The sequence below is a fragment of the Microcoleus sp. B7-D4 genome, from assembly GCF_036705125.1.
GTDB lineage: Bacteria > Cyanobacteriota > Cyanobacteriia > Cyanobacteriales > Microcoleaceae > Microcoleus.
The window spans coordinates 1-15,810 of record NZ_JAUBTT010000069.1; the positions used below are offsets into that span (position 1 = coordinate 1).

The 15,810-nt window shown below is 46.4% G+C and carries 11 protein-coding genes; 7 read left to right on the plus strand and 4 right to left on the minus strand.

All coding sequences use genetic code 11. The features are described 5' to 3' along the window. From QUB12_RS25020 to QUB12_RS25030, 3 genes are all read left to right on the plus strand, one after another. A partial coding sequence (locus QUB12_RS25020; protein WP_333308890.1) for a S8 family serine peptidase occupies positions 1-3,851 on the plus strand: 3,851 nt, incomplete at its 5' end. 104 nt (positions 3,852-3,955) lie between these two features. Further along, the gene (locus tag QUB12_RS25025; protein WP_333308892.1) at positions 3,956-4,324 is read left to right on the plus strand and encodes a hypothetical protein; all 369 of its coding nucleotides are present in this window, start codon (positions 3,956-3,958) and stop codon (positions 4,322-4,324) included. A 92-nt stretch (positions 4,325-4,416) separates the two neighbouring features. Beyond that, complete coding sequence (locus QUB12_RS25030) at positions 4,417-5,181, plus strand: hypothetical protein (protein ID WP_333144202.1); 765 nt, start codon at positions 4,417-4,419, stop codon at positions 5,179-5,181. Positions 5,182-5,702: 521 nt separating this feature from the next. On the opposite strand, the gene QUB12_RS25035 is transcribed toward QUB12_RS25030, so the two are convergent. Next, positions 5,703-5,921, minus strand: a complete 219-nt coding sequence (locus QUB12_RS25035; RefSeq protein ID WP_333144201.1) for a hypothetical protein — start codon at positions 5,919-5,921, stop codon at positions 5,703-5,705. Positions 5,922-6,158: 237 nt separating this feature from the next. Between QUB12_RS25035 and QUB12_RS25040 the strand changes: the two genes are divergently transcribed. Together QUB12_RS25040 and QUB12_RS25045 are read left to right on the plus strand one after the other, a co-directional pair. Next, on the plus strand, positions 6,159-6,602 hold the full coding sequence (locus QUB12_RS25040; RefSeq protein ID WP_333308894.1) for a retroviral-like aspartic protease family protein: 444 nt from the start codon (positions 6,159-6,161) through the stop codon (positions 6,600-6,602). A gap of 444 nt (positions 6,603-7,046) precedes the next feature. Next, positions 7,047-8,096, plus strand: coding sequence for a GNAT family N-acetyltransferase (locus tag QUB12_RS25045; protein WP_333308895.1), 1,050 nt, complete (start codon positions 7,047-7,049; stop codon positions 8,094-8,096). Between the two features lie 333 nt (positions 8,097-8,429). Here the strand turns inward: QUB12_RS25045 and QUB12_RS25050 are convergent, their stop codons facing one another. Beyond that, the gene (locus QUB12_RS25050; protein ID WP_333308897.1) at positions 8,430-9,014 is read right to left on the minus strand and encodes a type II toxin-antitoxin system Phd/YefM family antitoxin; all 585 of its coding nucleotides are present in this window, start codon (positions 9,012-9,014) and stop codon (positions 8,430-8,432) included. A gap of 88 nt (positions 9,015-9,102) precedes the next feature. On the opposite strand from QUB12_RS25050, the gene metH reads away from it, so the two are divergent. Continuing rightward, the gene (metH, locus tag QUB12_RS25055; RefSeq protein WP_333308899.1) at positions 9,103-12,855 is read left to right on the plus strand and encodes a methionine synthase; all 3,753 of its coding nucleotides are present in this window, start codon (positions 9,103-9,105) and stop codon (positions 12,853-12,855) included. A gap of 230 nt (positions 12,856-13,085) precedes the next feature. Here metH and QUB12_RS25060 read toward each other — a convergent pair whose 3' ends face one another. Both QUB12_RS25060 and QUB12_RS25065 read right to left on the minus strand, forming a co-directional pair. Beyond that, positions 13,086-13,709 carry a hypothetical protein gene (locus QUB12_RS25060; RefSeq protein ID WP_333144196.1) on the minus strand — a complete coding sequence of 208 codons (624 nt, stop codon included), beginning with the start codon at positions 13,707-13,709 and terminating at the stop codon, positions 13,086-13,088. A 262-nt stretch (positions 13,710-13,971) separates the two neighbouring features. Continuing rightward, positions 13,972-14,298, minus strand: coding sequence for a YbjQ family protein (locus tag QUB12_RS25065; protein WP_172184303.1), 327 nt, complete (start codon positions 14,296-14,298; stop codon positions 13,972-13,974). 150 nt (positions 14,299-14,448) lie between these two features. On the opposite strand from QUB12_RS25065, the gene QUB12_RS25070 reads away from it, so the two are divergent. Next, positions 14,449-15,549, plus strand: coding sequence for a tetratricopeptide repeat protein (locus tag QUB12_RS25070; RefSeq protein ID WP_333308901.1), 1,101 nt, complete (start codon positions 14,449-14,451; stop codon positions 15,547-15,549). Positions 15,550-15,810 lie beyond the last annotated feature (261 nt).

Below are 15,810 nucleotides of genomic sequence, written 5' to 3' on the forward strand. Positions count from 1 at the left end.
CGGTGGCTTCCGATAAGGCTGTGGTTTCTGAGGTGAAAGCTGAGGAGGAGAAAAAGGCGATCGTAACTCCTGTTTCTACTTTTACTAACGATGCGGTGGCTTCCGATAAGGCTGTGGTTTCTGAGGTGAAAGCTGAGGAGGAGAAAAAGGCGATCGTAACTCCTGTTTCTACTTTTACTAACGATGCGGTGGCTTCCGATAAGGCTGTGGTTTCTGAGGTGAAAGCTGAGGAGGAGAAAAAGGCGATCGTAACTCCTGTTTCTCCCTCAAACAAAGATGTGCAGGCTTCAGATAAAACTGTAACGACAGTAATAGAAACTGAAACGAAAACAGTTGCACCTCAACCTGCACCTAAAAACCTTTCGACACTTGAGACAGAAACCAATAAAAATCAACCGCAACCTACTGTTACTTCTAGTCCCCAGACTGATGGCAAACCAGCAATTCCTACTCAAGAAGTTGCTCATGTTTTTCAGCCCATTGCCCATGATAGTAAGCCAGCGATTCATCCTCAAGAACTTTCTGCTATTAGTCAATCAATTGCCACCGACAGCAAGCCAGTAAATTCTACCCCAGAAGTCGCTAAGCCAGCAATTGCTACTAATAGCCAGCCAGCAATTTTTATTCAACAAGTGGCTCCTGTAACTCAACCTGTCGCACCCAATGCAATTATCACAATAGCAACAAATAGTCAAGATAAAACCAATGCAGAACCCATAAATCCGGCACAAAATGTCGGATTAAATCCGGTCGCAACGGCTACCTCATTCCATTCTCCCAAAGCATCTCAGCCCTTAGTCGGTATTATTAGCACAGGATTTAATGCCAACAATTTTGACATAGACTACAGTCGCATTAGTCTGGGAAAAGACCGCATTGCTAACGACGACAATCCCTTAATTAAATCCGGTGAAGGCAGCGAACAAGGAACTCACGTTTTAGGCTTAATTGCTGCCACTCAAAATAACAGCAAAGGCATCGATGGCATTAACACCGAAGCACCGATTTGGTTGGGTCGGGCTAGCGGCAACAACAGTTGGGCAGAATCCTTAATTGAATTTGTGGATACTGCCAAAAAATCCGGTCAACCCAATGCAGTTGTTAACATCAGTTTTGAACTAACTCAAGTTGATGCTAGCGGCAAGATAGTTTCCCGCTACGAACTGACCGAAGCAGAAAAAAATGCCCTAGAATATGCTCGCAAAAATCAAGTTGTTGTTGTCGTTCCTGCGGGCAACAATCCCCAAGAAATATCGGCTTTAGGGAAAGCATCTCTTGAGTTTGACAATATCATCACCGTCGGTGCATCTTCCGGCGGTCAAGTCACAGACTATTCCGGCACTGGCAAGGGTTTAGATATTTTAACAGAAGGAGGAACGCTAAACAATCCCGTGCGATCGACCGTCGGCGAAAGTACCGGATTGATGGCAGGTACATCCGTAGCAGCCGCCCAAGTTACAGGCGCAATTTCTCAAGTTTGGGCAGCAAATCCCCTGCTGAATTATCAGCAAGTTATTGATATCATCAAACGCACCGCCACTGATATTGCTTTGCCCAATTGGGATGCCAAAACAGGTGCAGGATTGCTTAATTTAGCAGCAGCAGTACCTTTAGCAAAAGCGACTGAAGCTAAACCGCTACCACCAGAAGCGACTGTTCAAGATGTTGTCAGCCAAATCAATAACTTAGCTCCGGAACTCGACAAAGTTTTAGAGCAGTTTAACAATCAGGTTCAGCAAATTTCTACCAATCCAGACAGTGCTTTAATCGAGCCAAAACCTGAAGATGAGAAACAAGCGGCGCAAGAACTTGATGCTTTAATTGCAGATTTGCAAAAAGACATTGATGACTTGCAAAACGATCCGTTTGCTGATGTAGACGGCATTGCTAGCGAATATCAGTTTGATGCGAAAGACCAACCTTTAATCGGTATTATCGATACTGGTTTTGCCGAAAACAATCCCGATATTGACTACAGCCGGATTATCAAAGGTCGCGATTTCAATGACAGCGACGACAACCCCTTACTTCCTGCTAGCGATCCAAAGGCTGAACACGGCACTAAAGTATTAGAAGTGATCGGGGCAAAACAGAACAACGACATCGGCATCAATGGCGTAAATGATGATGCACCGCTGTGGGTTGGACGTGCTGTTGGTTCTGGGAAATGGGCTCAATCTTTGCGGGAATTTGTGGATGCTGTCAAAGTATCTAAACAGCCCAATGCTATTGTCAACCTCAGCTTTGATTTAATTGACAAAGATGGCAACACCCGCACTAAATTTACAGCAGAAGAACGAGCAGCCATTGAATACGCTCGCGAGCACAAAGTCCTGATTGTAGCAGCGGCCGGAAATCAAGGTGTGGAAGGTTTATCTGCTTTGGGGAAAGCTTCGCGGGAATTTCCCAATATCATCACTGTTGGTGCGGCGGATTGGAATGGAAATCTTGCTGACTATTCTAGCTACGGTTCGGGAATAGATTTAGTTGCTTTTGGAAGTACCCCTGACAGCCAAGCAAGTTCTAATGCTAATTCAAATGAGGATTTGCTCAAAGATTTAACTGCTGAAGAGCGGCAAGCTGTGGAAAAAGCGATTAAATTTAACGAAGCACCAACTGAAGATGGCAAACTAACAGAAGCTGAGGAACAACTTGTCTTAGAAGCGACTAAAAAATTAGGAAAGGCGTTAGGAGATATTAAGAATCCTGATAGCAATTCAGTAGCATCAATTCCCGAAATTGTTGGTACTTCGATTGCTGCGGCGAAGGTGACTGGTGCGGCTTCCCAAGTTTGGGCGGCTAATCCGAATTTGAGCTTTGCACAGGTGAAAGCTATTCTCAAAGCAACTGCGGTGGATTTGGGTACTCCTGGGTGGGATATTCAAACAGGTGCGGGTTTGTTGAATTTGGCTGATGCTGTAGCAATGGCTAAATCTTCGCCATCTGGACTTGATGTTGCAGATAGTATTTTATCCTCTGATTTTGATGTTTCGAGTGGGGAAGGTACATCTGTGGAACGCGAGGCTTTCTTCAAAAAATTATGGAACGGAGTGAAGAAAGTCTTTAGCAAGGTGAGCGGATTTGTTGGCAAAGTGGTAGGTTTTGTTAACAAAGTAGCGGGTTTCATTGGCAAGGTTAAAGACTTTTTCTCTAAAGTTAGCGGTATCTTCTCGACAGTTGGTAAGGTATTTAGCTGGATTAGTACCAAATTCTTGGCCCTGCCTATCTTGGGGAAAGTTGGGATAGTTTTAGGAGGGATTGCTCTGGTTGGAGGTGCGATCGCAGGTTTAGTGGCATGGTTTAAGAAGAAGCAACAGCCCCCTGCACAACCACCTGTTCAAAATACCACTCCGCAGGAAATTATCGAGCTCCAAGGAATCTGGGGAGGATTGCCAACTGTACTGAAAACTGCTCTAAAAAATGGGATTAATAGTCCTTATGGACGACCGCTTTTTCAGGGAGATCCGGCTGGTATTTTGCCACTTATCCAGACTTTAACCAGTATCAATCCAGGACTGAATTCGACATCGCCACAACTTTATTCTTGGCTGTTATATGGCACGCCAGCTCAGTTTCTACCAGTTTTGCAGGGTACTGCAACAACTCCGGCACTGCCACAGGACGTTGCTAATGCTTGGAGTGTTCTGAATTCACAGCAGAAACAAGAACTTTTGAAGTTTATGCAAGGTGGAATTCCGCCGCTATATCAGCCCCTGTTTAATGGCACCGATCCTGATGGTATTTTGCCACTATTAAATGGTTTAGGTGGAATATCACCCAATGCTCAAAGCACTGTTTTGACTTTCTTACCAGGGGGAATTCCCAGTCAGTACCAGCCAAATTTTCCCTAGGGCTGGCTGATTTCCAAAATCTAATTGCATCCCAGCAATCGCAGATTCAAGGCACTCAGTCAGCCCTGCAAACCTACCAAGCTCAAATCAACGAAGCTAATGCTTTGGTTAATCAACTCGAACAGCAGCGACAGGAGGCTCAAAATGCTGCTAATTACTGGAATAGCCAGATTTATACTTGGGGAATTGTCGGCTGGCAAAGAGGTCGTTCAGGACGCCAAAATCCCATCTACGGCACGATTTACAATCCGCAGGCGGTAGCTTATCGCAATGAGGCACAAACTGCTGCTAATTTGGCGGCTCAATACCGAGATATAGCTGCACAAAAAGCCCAAGAGTTAACTGCTGCTTTGCAGCCGCAAATCACAGCGCTGCAACAGCAAGTATCGGGGCAACAGCAACAATTGCAATCGCTGGTGCAACAGCAACAAACATTGCAGAATCAGCCGCAGCCCGCAATTGCTGCACCGTGATTGTTAAAGGCGATCGCCCGTCTGAGTCGCAAATTTGTAGGTTGAGGTAACAAACCACAACCTACAATCTACCCAAATTTGAAGGAATTTATATGTCTCTTCTCAAAAAAACCAAAATTATGTTGATAGCGGCTTTCATCTTGGGTATGGCGGCTAAACCCAGTTTCTCTGCCATTTTCAACGTTGCATCTGACTTTTCTGTAACTAATAACCCCAATGGCGCTTGGCGCTACGGCTGGTCATCAAGCCTTGGATCTAACTTCAACCTGTATAGCAACTCAGGAAAGTTCACTCCTACCATCGACTCGTGGTACTATCCTACAAAAGCTTGGCCGCCTTTTGTCGTCCACAACTCAACTGCAACTGAAGACAATTCTCATCCGACAATAACGTACCAACCCAGTCAATTAAGCTTTCACCCCGGTTATTACGGAGAATATAGCATTGTCCGCTGGATTGCGCCTGAAGCGGCAACCTACTCACTTGCTACAATGTTTACCGGCCTCGATCATGTTGGGCCGACTACAACAGATGTTCACGTTCTTCATAACAATATTGTACTTTTCAGTAACTTGATTAACGGCTTTGGTGCTTCTAGTACCAAGTCATTTGCGACGGCTGGGACGGTTCAAGCTGGTGACACGATTGATTTTGCTGTTGGTTATGGCAGCAACCAGACTTACTTGTTCGACTCGACGGGTCTGGATGCTACTATTTCAACGACACCCCCAGCCGTTTCCGAATCCGTACCCGAACCTTCTACTGTATTAGGTGGATTGGCGTTTAGTGCTTTTATTGCCAAAATGCGGATGAAACGCAAACGGCAACAAAAAACCCTGGCTTCCACTGGCAGTTGATAAAAAATCGCGCGATCGCTCCTCACAAACCCATCTCTTTCTCCAACCTACCCAAAGAGCGCTCGCCCTTCCCCAACCCCACCCCAAATCTCATCAAAAACTCAGAGGTAATTATGTCTTCTCAAAACATCCTGCAACAAATCAAAAACTCCCACTCCCTTTTACCAGCGAGTCGCGATCGCCTCCGATACCTACACGATCGCCCTTAGCAAAAATCTCAACAAACAGAAACCTGTGCGATCGCCAACCAACTATCTCAACAGATAAATTGGTAGCGCAGCAGCCAATACCTTGGTATTATTCCTCACTCTGCTGATTGGTATGCCTGCCAACGATCCGGCCAATATTTCTCAATGCCATTGTTGGGGCGATCGCACCTAATCCCTTAGAAACCCGGTTTCTTCTTCACGCGCGATCGCCCCTCTCCCAGAAACCGGGTTTCTCCAATAACTTTTGCATCCTACCGAAATATTTAGGAAGAAACCCGGTTTCTCGATCCACGCGAGACGCCGCATTTTCGATTATTTCCGCAGCACTGAAGTGATAATGACTGTAATAGTAGCACTAGCAATTAAAGTAAAAGCAAGTTGCACCACCCACTGAGTTGCTTGCTGGTAATTAGAAAAGCGATCGTTAAACTTCTCCGAATCCCTAGATAGCTTGTCAACTTCAGCCGATAGCTTGTCTAACTTTTCGATGACATCTGCCAGGGTTGGTTCTTTATTGGTTGTACTTGTCATTGGTTGTATTTTAACTCGCTCGATAATTCTATTGTACTATATTGCCGGAGCGATCGCGTCGATGATATGAGGGCGAGCGCTCGCACCTAATTCCTACTATTTATCACCCACAAAAAAACCTTCCCATGCAGTGTATCTTATATTCAAGAGTAAATATAAAAGCATCGCTCCGATCGCCCTCAACACAAGATACAATTAAAGGAAGTAATCACTCCGACCCTTCAGTAGGAGACAAATATGCAAACTCAAAGCAACAACGTAATGGGAAAAGTTTTCGCCACTCTGACAATTATCAATCGAGCCGACCAAATTCTGGCAGAGGCCGGAGTAAAATCAGAAGACCAAATTCGGTCGATAATCCTCAAAAATGTATTGGTAGATACGGGTGCAACTACCTTGTGTTTGCCACAAGATACGATCGCCCAACTCGGACTGAAACTCCTCAAAGAAGTAGACGTAGCCACTGCAATGGGCATTGGCAAAGCCCGAATTTTCCGAGATGCCACCATATCCATGTTCGATCGGGAAGGCACTTTTGAGTGTTTGGAGTTACCCGGAGGTAAAGATGCTCTTTTGGGAGTCATACCTTTAGAAGCATTGGGGTTAGAAATTGACTTACAAAATCAAACTTTGAAGGCGTTACCCATCAGTCCAACAGAAACTTATTTGACGATTTTGTAGCGAGATTCATCCAAGATTTACGCACTCCGATCGCAGAAACCGGGTTTTTGGCGGTTTTTGCCTGCTGTAAGCTGTGTTGCATCTAGATTGCCTATGGTATTAGAGAGGGAGAAGCGGAGAGGGGGAGAGGGGGAGAGGATTTGGCGATTTTTGATCGGGACTCGAAATATACAATTTAAATGCACAACAGCTTAACCAAGTATTTTCGTAAAAACCCGGTTTCTGGCCACCCCTCCACACGCCAACTAAAGAAACCGGGTTTTTCAGCATATTCAAGGCTGTAACCAAGTATTTTCGTAAAAAACCCGGTTTCTGGACTCCCATCGAAAGTCCTATATATTAACTTTTGTTACAAAAACTCGGCTTTTGCGTAAAAATACCCCGCGAAATCCCAATACACAATAGAAGGCTTTCACCTTTGATGCAAATTCACCCCCAAAAACTATGACAGCCGCAACTATGCCGATCGCCCCCATCGCCCCTTACAGCCACCGTCTAGCCACCGCAGAAGACGCAAAGGATCTCGCCCCCCTCTGGCAAGCATTCGCCGCAGAACGCGAATCCATCGACCCCTCAATGCTGGTCAAACCTAACTTCGACTTTGAAAAATACGTCACCAACCAACTCGAAAAACCACTTTCTTTCTGCTGGTTATTAGAACATAGCGACAGCATTATCGGCTGTCTATTTATCTACTATTACGACGAAGCCCCGCCCGCCAGTCTCCCCGAATACTTGATTCAACAACACAACATTGAAAATCCGTTTCAATCCCGCCGCGTCGGTTCCGTTTTGGGGATGTACGTCCAGCCAGAACATCGGAAACCCGAAGCAATTCAAATGCTAGCAAAAGCAGCGATCGCCCATGCTAAGACCATGAAAGTCAGCGATATAGACTTGCTAATTGCAGCCGACCAACCGGGCATTCAAGCCATGTTGCAACGCGCTGGATTTACCAAAGCTGCCGTACAATATACCCGCCATTACGATATGGCAATGGATGCTGAATTACCGAGTTTACACCCGCCCCATCCCGAATTGCCCGAGGTCGAATTGCCTGCACCGAAAGCAATTCCTCTACGCCATCCGCAAACTAACGAACTCCTTCGCAATTCTCAAGGAGAACCTGTTTTTTTGATGCCCTTAGCTGATGACAAAGGTGAATTGCTGAAGTCATCTAGCGGTCAAACTATTTACCCCGAATTGTTGCTAGATCCCGCAACTAATTCTTGGGTTATTGATGGGGAAGACAAATTAGTGGCTTGTCCGATTTTGCGGGATGAAAATGGACAAATTGTCGAGAATCAAGACATTGTTCAATTTTATCGTCCTGCTTACCAAATTATTGATGGAAAACCTGGTCTAATGCGAGATGCGACTGGTAATTATGTATTTTGTGATGTTGAACTGGACAAACAGGGGAAAATAGTGAAAAGTCCTGATGGCTTTCCCATTTTTAAACAGCCGCAAATCCAGATTAGGACTTACGCATAAATACCAAAGAAACCGGGTTTTTTACCAGGTTTGAAGACTGGGATGCAAGATTTTTCTAAAAAACCCGGTTTCTGCGTCCAGGAATATCATGAATTATATCAAATCCGGTTGCATCGTCCTGGTATGGGCAGGGCGGGTTTATATAATTTGTCGATACTTATTAAATATCTCGGCGAACCCGCCCCTACAAAAATTTATATAATACTAGGACGAATCAAACGGAAATGATATTACGCACTCCGACGAAAGAAACCGGGTTTTTTACCAATTTTTAAGGCTGGGATGCAAGATTTTCGGAAAAAACCAGGTTGCTGCGTCCAAAACTATACTTATTCACATCAGGATCGCCTTTCGTTCAGCTATGACATAATCCGGCACCCAAAATCTATCTACAGACATCAGAATAGCTACAGGCATAAAAATATCAACATCGTCTCCCATCTCTTCCGTGGGCAGCAAGCCAAACAATTCATCATCTTGGTTAACGTAGGCTAAGATATTATCAAAATCCTCTAAAAGTTCGTCCGGGTAAATGCAGTGGATTCCTCCTTCATCTTCATAATATTCTTCTTCGTGAGGCAAGAATTGCGACGGTTTGAGTTCGGCAATCAGATAGCCTAGCTTGTGAAATTCTGCTTCAGGAACGATCGCCGCTACATCTTCCCCGGCTTGCTGCAAGAGAATCCGATCGCCCTTTAACATCACTCGTTTAATTGTGGCGATCGCATTTTCGCAAAATTCGTCAGCAGTTAACCGGAAAAACCCCTCGCAGCCGTGAAGCGCAGCTATCCCGCTCTTAATCGCCCGTTTTGCCCCCGCAGCCTCACCCACAACAGAATTTTGACAATTGTCCAGGGCGATCGGTAAAATTACAGGTACGATCGAATTATTGTCAGCAGCATTAAATCCTTCAGTCATTAGTTCCCAAAATTTACACAATTGTTGACAATATTGCACAATAGATAAAATTGTAAATATATAGCACCTGCGTTTTTTTTGACCGCTTATGAATAGCAGATTCCTCGATCGCCTCCACCACCCCTCACGCCCCGTCATCGTCTTCGACGGCGCGATGGGAACCAACCTGCAAGTCCAAAACCTCACCGCAGAAGACTTTGGCGGCAAAGAATACGAAGGCTGCAACGAATATCTCGTCCACACCAAACCCGAAGCCGTCGCCAACGTGCACCGGGGATTCCTGGAAGCAGGGGCCGATGTCATCGAAACAGACACCTTCGGCGGGGCTTCCATCGTACTCGCTGAGTACGATTTGGCAGACAAAGCATATTATCTCAACAAAACTGCCGCCGAACTCGCCAAGGGTATCGCCGCCGAATTTTCCACGCCAGAAAAACCTCGATTTGTCGCAGGATCGATCGGGCCAGGCACCAAATTGCCAACATTAGGACACATTGATTTTGACACTCTCACCGCCGCTTTTGCCGAACAAGCAGAAGGACTTTATGACGGCGGCGTTGACTTATTTATTGTCGAAACTTGTCAAGATGTGCTGCAAATTAAATCAGCATTAAATGCCATTGAAGAAGTATTTAAGAAAAAAGGTGCGCGAATTCCGTTAATGGTATCAGTCACAATGGAAGCCACCGGCACAATGTTAGTCGGTTCCGACATCAGCGCCGCCCTCGCGATTTTGCAGCCGTACCCGATCGACATTTTAGGCCTCAACTGCGCCACCGGGCCCGATCGCATGGCCGAACACGTCAAATACCTTTCCGAACATTCGCCCTTCGTCGTTTCCTGCGTTCCCAACGCCGGTTTACCCGAAAACATCGGCGGCCACGCGCACTACAAACTCACGCCAATAGAATTAAAAATGGCCTTGATGCGCTTTGTCGAAGACTTAGGCGTGCAAGTCATCGGTGGCTGCTGCGGCACACGCTACGATCACATCCGCGAACTATCAGAAATTGGCAAAACTCTTAAACCAAAAATTCGCGAAATTACTTGGGAACCTTCCGCCGCTTCAATTTACACCGCCCAACCCTACGAACAAGAGAATTCCTTCTTAATTGTCGGCGAAAGACTCAACGCCAGCGGTTCCAAAAAATGCCGCGATTTGCTAAACGCCGAAGACTGGGATGGTTTAGTAGCAATGGCCAGGGAACAAGTGCGAGAAGGCGCGCACATTCTCGATGTTAACGTTGATTATGTCGGCCGCGACGGCGTGCGAGACATGAAAGAATTAGTTTCCCGCGTTGTGACTAATGCCACTCTCCCTTTAATGCTGGATTCCACAGAATGGGAAAAGATGGAAGCCGGCTTAAAAGTTGCGGGCGGCAAATGCTTGCTGAATTCCACTAACTACGAAGACGGAGAACCGCGTTTTTATCAAGTTTTGGAGTTGGCGAAAAAATACGGCGCGGGCATAGTTATCGGTACAATTGACGAAGACGGGATGGCCAGAACTGCTGACCAAAAATTTGCGATCGCCCAACGCGCCTATAACGCGGCCGTCGCCTACGGAATTCCCGCCGAGGAAATCTTTTTTGACACCCTAGCATTGCCCATTTCCACCGGGATTGAAGAAGACAGAAAAAACGGCAAAGCTACCATCGAATCCATCCGCCGCATCCGCCAAGAATTACCAGGATGTCACGTAATTTTAGGAGTTTCTAACATCTCCTTCGGCTTGAATCCGGCGGCGCGGCAAGTTTTGAATTCCATGTTTTTGCACGAAGCAATGCAAGCGGGGATGGACTCGGCAATTGTCAGCGCCAATAAGATTTTGCCCCTGGCGAAAATCGACCCCAAACACCAAGAAATCTGCCGTAAACTGATTTACGACGAACGGGAGTTTGACGGCGAAATTTGCGTTTATGACCCCTTGGGCGACCTGACAACGGTGTTTGCGGGCAAAACTACCAAGCGCGATCGTACAGAAGACGCAAGCCTCCCGGTAGAAGAACGTCTCAAGCAGCACATCATCGACGGCGAACGCATTGGGCTCGACATCCAACTCGCCAAAGCATTAGAAACCTATCCACCCCTCCACATTATCAATACCTTCTTGCTAGACGGCATGAAAGTAGTCGGAGAATTGTTCGGTTCGGGACAAATGCAACTGCCATTTGTATTGCAGTCAGCAGAAACCATGAAAGCGGCAGTTGCCTATTTAGAACCGCACATGGAAAAGTCCGAATCCGGGGACAACGCCAAAGGAACATTTATCATCGCTACTGTCAAAGGCGACGTTCACGACATCGGCAAAAACTTGGTTGATATTATCCTATCAAACAACGGCTACCGAGTGATTAACTTGGGTATTAAACAGTCGGTTGACAATATCATCGAAGCTTACGAAAAGCACAAAGCCGACTGTATCGCGATGAGTGGCTTGCTGGTAAAATCCACCGCCTTCATGAAAGAAAATCTGGAAGTATTCAACCAGAAAGGAATCACGGTTCCGGTAATTTTGGGCGGTGCGGCTTTGACTCCCAAGTTTGTACATGAAGACTGCCAAAATACTTATAAAGGTAAAGTCATTTACGGCAAAGATGCGTTTTCAGACTTGCACTTTATGGACAAACTCATGCCAGCCAAATCTGCTGGTAAATGGGAAGATTTGCAAGGATTTTTAGATGAAATCGGGCAGGATAATGGGGCGGTTAAAGAAGCTAAAGCGGCGCCCGAAACTTCTGTAGAAGATGCCAAGAAAGCAGACACTCCTGTGGTGATAGATACCAGGCGATCCGAAGCAGTGGCACCAGATATCGATCGCCCGACTCCTCCTTTCTGGGGAACGAAACTGTTGCAGGGAGAAGACATCCCCTTTGAGGAGATTTTCTGGCACTTAGATTTGCAAGCCTTAGTTGCCGGTCAGTGGCAGTTCCGCAAGCCCAAAGACCAATCGCGGGAAGAATACGATGCTTTCTTAGCGGAAAAAGTTTATCCCATCTTGGAAGAATGGAAACACAAAATTATCACCGAAAAGTTACTGCATCCGCAAGCAATTTACGGGTATTTTCCCTGTCAAGCTGAAGGCAATTCTTTGTATTTGTACGACCCAGAAATCATGGATGGCGGGGAAACAATAATCAATGGCGGGCAAACAATAATCAGTGGCGGGCAAACAATAATCAGTGGCGGGCAAGATGCCCGCCCCACAACAGAAAGTGGCACAGGCATCTTGCCTGTGGCTGCAACAGAAAGTGGCACAGGCATCTTGCCTGTGGCTGGAACAGAAAGTGGCACAGGCATCTTGCCTGTGGCTGGAACAGAAAGTGGCACAGGCATCTTGCCTGTGGCTGCAACATTGACATTTCCCCGCCAAAAATCGGGGCGCAGGCTGTGCATTGCCGACTTTTTCGCGCCCAAAGAATCCGGTAAAATCGATGTATTTCCGATGCAAGTAGCGACAGTGGGAGAAATTGCTACAGAGTACGCGCAAAAGTTATTTGCTAACAATCAATATACCGACTATCTCTACTTTCACGGGTTAGCGGTACAGACAGCGGAAGCAATAGCAGAATGGACTCACGCGCGAATTCGGCGCGAATTGGGATTTGCTAGCGAAGAACCGGACAACATTCGCGATATGCTAGCGCAAAGATATCGCGGTTCGCGGTACAGTTTCGGCTATCCCGCTTGTCCGAATATGGCGGATCAGTACAAGCAACTGGAATTGTTAAAGTGCGATCGTATCAACCTCTACATGGATGAAAGCGAACAACTTTATCCCGAACAATCAACAACCGCAATTATCACCTATCACCCAGCCGCCAAATACTTCACCGCTTAATTTCTAGGGTGCGCTATAAGCACCTTTCTCTCGTTTTTCTCGTTCCTTCTCCTCGTTCCCAGGCTCTGCCTGGGAACAAAGAGCCGGAGGCTCTGCCTCCATTTAAAAACCTGGAGGCAGAGCCTCAAGAAATGCGTTCCCAGGTAGAACCTGGGAACGAGAAACCAACAAAAAAGCACCTTAAAAAAAGTGCTTTCCTAAATATGAAATTTCCGTATCTGACGAAACATTTATGAGTAATTCCGGGGAGTGCGGGCGCCGGCAGATGCTCCTACCATCGAAGCAACTAAACCCAATAGTGAGCCGAACAAAAATGACCAACCAGCTTTCGCGGCATTACCAGCAATATTGCGAGTATCCTGAGCAGATACGTTAGGTGCTCGGTTCGGCAAATCGACCCCACCTTGCTGCGCTTGATTAATTGCTTCTCCCGCATTGGCAGCTATGACGCCAAAAGTACCGGCCACGCCATTTGCTAACAGCCAAGAGCCAATTGTTAAGGTGGTTGCCCACAAAATTGCTCCGTTCAAAAGCGCTGTGTTGCGATTCATTGGGCCGCAAGCGCGAGCAGTTACCCAACCGCCAACGGCCAAGCTAATTAACAAACTGATAATTGACCAAATTCCGACGCCGGTACCCACGTCTCCTGAAATACTGCGCGGAGCTCCTGAATTAGCAATGTTGCTCAAGCCGATCGCAGCGCCCAATGCACTTAACACCAGTTGTGTGCCGATCGCAATTACCAAACCTGAAAAAATCGGGCCCCAACGTACTCGATCGTGGTATTCCATCACTGAATTTACGACCACGGGTTCGGTACCAACGTTATCTACAGGTCTATTTACGTATGACATAGGTTTTTCTTTCCTCTTAGAGTTGCTTTAATTTTTAACAATCTTTCACCTAAGCATTTATTGTGGCTGAGATTGATAAAAACTATATCTGCCTGGGGAAATAACCAGTCTCTATGTCTGAAGAAATAAACGAAAAAGTCATCAGCCCTCAGCCAGCCGCTATTAGCTAATCACTGATGACTGATGACTGATAACTATTTTATCCCGTTAGAAAAGTTCCCGGATGTATACAGGAAATGCGGACGTATACAGAAAATACAGCTTAACGCAATCTTACAGCCGTTCCAACGGCAGTAATCAGCAGCAAAGCCCCGCTGGAGTCTACATTAATCGTGCCGGTGTCAACTTCCACCCCGATTACGGCATTGGCGCCGAGGCGCTGGGCCCGTTTTTCCAGTTCCGCGAGGGCATCTCGCTGTCCTTTGAGAAACACTTCCTCGTAACTGCCGGTGCGCCCGCCGATGATGTCGCGAATGCCCGCGAAGAAGTCTCGCAGGGCATTGGTGCCGTAGACAACCTCAGCAGTTACAATTCCCAGGTAAGATTGAATTTCTGCTCCTTGGATGATATCAGTTGTTGTTACAATCATCAGTTGGCCTCAATCGCGAAAATTTTGAGTGTGTCTTGTTCTGTAGATTTACTACATCTCGCCACTCAAACATTCCTGGTAAACCCTAAGCTGTCAGCTTAACAAGGTGACAGCCACTCGCTCTTCCATTCCACACACTCTTTGAAACAAATGGCCGTGTACAAACAAAGTCTCTTGGTATTCAGTACGTTGCTAGTAGCAGGATTCGCTGTCGCAGCGCCGCAGATAGCGCTCTCAGCAGAAACAGTCGTTCAAGTCAACCCTCAAAATGATTCAAATTTAGATGCTCTGCTGCGACAAGGGCGCGAGTTGGTAGATTTAGGAGACTACAGTAAGGCGATCGCCATTTATCAGGAAGCGGCACGGTTAGATACGGAAAACCCCCGCATTTTTTCGGGTATTGGCTATTTAGAAGCGCGTCAGGGCAATTATCAAGCCTCAGTAGAATTTTACCAACAAGCGATCGGTCTCGAACCCAACAATGCTGACTTCCAATACGCATTAGGGTATGCTATGGCGAATTTGCAAAACTATCCCGCAGCAGCCACAGCTTACCGCCGCGCCGCTGCGCTCGATCGCAAAAATGTCAATGCCCGGATCGGTCTCGGAGTGGTACTCTTTCAGCAAAAAGATTACAGCGGTTCTTTTAAAGCATACCAAGAGGCGATCGCCCTCGATCCGAAAAGTTGGCAAGCTTATTCTTCAATGGGTTTAGTATTGATCCAGCAGAGAAATTTTGCCAGTGCTGTCACCGTACTCCAACAAGCAGCCGAACTCGCTCCCAAACAAGCAGGTGTCCAGTTAAAATTAGGCACTGCTTTGCTGCGGGCCGGCTATACTTCCGAAGGGCTAGCAGCTTTTGAAGAAGCTGCCAAATTGGAGCCCCGGAATCCAGAAGTGCAGCTAGAAATTGGCGAACTTCTCAAGGGTCAAAACGACTTAGACGGAGCGCTGGTAGCTTATCAGCGGGCTATTGCGGTGCGACCCAATTTAGTGGAAGCACACGCAGGAATCGGGGAAATTCAACTGAAAAAACAAGATTTTTTAGGAGCGATTGCCACTTTTAGGCGAGTGATTGGGCTCGATCCAAACCGGGCAGAAGCTTATTACAATATGGGTACGGCACTCAAAGCGCGCGATCGCAAATCCGAAGCAATTGAAGCTTTTCAAAAAGCCCTCGACACTTACCGCCAGCAAGGAAACAATGATGGTGCAACAAAAGCTGAGGCGGCATTGCGGGAACTAAAGTAATATTTCTCAAGGTACTAAGTGGTAATTGGTAATTAGTTTTGAGTTTTGAGGATGTAATTTTTGTAAGGCTTAACCCTTCCAATCCCAGGGTTGCCAGGAAGGAAACAATCTCAAAACTGTTTTTATTGCCTCTTACCTCTTGCCTCTTGCCTCTTCCTTCATTTAAAAAACTCGGCTCGATCTGGCAGATATTGTTGATGCTTAAGTTTTGTGTTAATCGCAGATAAACGCGACTAAATGGGGTATGATAATGGCGCCAGT

Excerpts from the sequence above, each read along its gene's own strand:
- QUB12_RS25065 (WP_172184303.1), bottom strand. The coding sequence starts at position 14,298 with ATGATTGTAACAACAACTGATATCATCCAAGGAGCAGAAATTCAATCT.
- QUB12_RS25045 (WP_333308895.1), top strand. The coding sequence starts at position 7,047 with ATGACAGCCGCAACTATGCCGATCGCCCCCATCGCCCCTTACAGCCAC.
- QUB12_RS25070 (WP_333308901.1), top strand. The coding sequence starts at position 14,449 with ATGGCCGTGTACAAACAAAGTCTCTTGGTATTCAGTACGTTGCTAGTA.
- QUB12_RS25040 (WP_333308894.1), top strand. The coding sequence starts at position 6,159 with ATGCAAACTCAAAGCAACAACGTAATGGGAAAAGTTTTCGCCACTCTG.
- QUB12_RS25035 (WP_333144201.1), bottom strand. The coding sequence starts at position 5,921 with ATGACAAGTACAACCAATAAAGAACCAACCCTGGCAGATGTCATCGAA.
- QUB12_RS25050 (WP_333308897.1), bottom strand. The coding sequence starts at position 9,014 with ATGACTGAAGGATTTAATGCTGCTGACAATAATTCGATCGTACCTGTA.
- metH (WP_333308899.1), top strand. The coding sequence starts at position 9,103 with ATGAATAGCAGATTCCTCGATCGCCTCCACCACCCCTCACGCCCCGTC.
- QUB12_RS25030 (WP_333144202.1), top strand. The coding sequence starts at position 4,417 with ATGTCTCTTCTCAAAAAAACCAAAATTATGTTGATAGCGGCTTTCATC.
- QUB12_RS25060 (WP_333144196.1), bottom strand. The coding sequence starts at position 13,709 with ATGTCATACGTAAATAGACCTGTAGATAACGTTGGTACCGAACCCGTG.